This window comes from Bacillus sp. SIMBA_074 (assembly GCF_046534555.1).
In the GTDB taxonomy this organism is placed as follows: domain Bacteria; phylum Bacillota; class Bacilli; order Bacillales; family Bacillaceae_G; genus Bacillus_A; species Bacillus_A mycoides.
On record NZ_JAWRYM010000075.1, the window covers coordinates 1 to 1,291 of the forward strand.

Below are 1,291 nucleotides of genomic sequence, written 5' to 3' on the forward strand. Positions count from 1 at the left end.
TGATATGATCCCCTTATAGTAGACAGTTGAAAGAAAGTTACTTTACTGTTTATTATGGAGGGGATTTTTTTATGGGGAAAATTAGAAGAACTTTTTCAATCGATTTTAAAATGAAAGCTATTGAATTGTACTTACATAGAGGAATTGGAAGTAAATTAATTGGAAAGGAATTAGGAGTTACATATTCAGTTGTAGATAGATGGATTAAAAAATATAAAAATGAAGGGATTCTGGGCCTACAAGAAAAACGTGGAAGATCTAGACAAACAAATGAAATAAATCAAGATGCTAGAATACAAAGATTAGAAGCGGAAAACGCATACTTAAAAAAGCTATTAGCTACGAAAAAGGAGATGAGGTCAAAAAAATCAAGTCAGTAGAATACGAGGTCATTCATACCTTAAAACAGAACTTTTCAATTGTATTGCTTTGTGAAATTGCAGGTGTTTCAAGAAGTGGGTATTATAAGTGGAAAAATAGAATCAACGATCCCTCTGAAAAGATGAAAGAGGACCAATTTATCATGTCTAAAATAATAGAATGCGAACGAGATCCAGATATAAATGGTAGCTATGGTTACCGAAGAATTTGTATATGGCTTACAAAGTATTATGGTTTACAGGTAAATCACAAAAGAGTATATCGTTTAATGAGAAAAATGGGGATACAAGCTAAGATTCGAAAGAAAAAGTGGAGGCATTTTGGTTTAAAAGAACAATGCGTCGTGTCGGAAAATCTGTTAAACAGAGAGTTTTCAACTACAAGACCAAATCAAAAATGGGTTACAGATATAACCTATCTTACCTTTAACAAAAAGCGCATATATCTTTCCGTGATACTAGACCTTTACAATAACGAAGTTGTGGCCTACCAAATGAGCGAATACAACAATTTAAAATTAGTTACAGACACAGTTAATAAAGCCTTAAGAAAAAGAAAAGTCCACGAAACAGTATTACATAGCGACCGAGGTTATCAGTATACATCAAAAAAATATAACCAATTACTTAAAAAGCACAAAATAACTGTGAGTATGTCTAGGAAGGGAAATTGTTATGATAATGCATGTATAGAGAGCTTTTTTAGTCACTTTAAGGCAGAATGCTTTTATAGACATACGTTTCATGAAAAAGCAGAAGTTTTTAAGGCTACTAAAAGATATATGAGCTATTACAATAACAAAAGATTTCAAAAAAGATTAAACAACCTTAGTCCTATTGAATTTGGAACTAAGGCTGCTTAATGAAAAGACACCTAATCTATTACTGTCTACTTGACTGGGGTAAGACCA

General features: G+C 31.9%; 2 protein-coding genes. Both read left to right on the forward strand.

Going from position 1 to position 1,291, the window contains the following annotated elements:
• Positions 1–71 precede the first annotated feature (71 nt).
• The gene (locus SB773_RS29835; protein ID WP_410593797.1) at positions 72–380 is read left to right on the forward strand and encodes a helix-turn-helix domain-containing protein; all 309 of its coding nucleotides are present in this window, start codon (positions 72–74) and stop codon (positions 378–380) included.
• Entirely contained in the window at positions 335–1,243 is a 909-nt protein-coding gene (locus SB773_RS29840) for an IS3 family transposase (protein ID WP_410593799.1), read from the forward strand. Before SB773_RS29835 ends, SB773_RS29840 begins: the two co-directional genes overlap by 46 nt.
• Positions 1,244–1,291 lie beyond the last annotated feature (48 nt).

Bases quoted from the DNA above. Each gene is read 5' to 3' on its own strand.
- SB773_RS29835 (WP_410593797.1), top strand. From the start codon at position 72: ATGGGGAAAATTAGAAGAACTTTTTCAATCGATTTTAAAATGAAAGCT.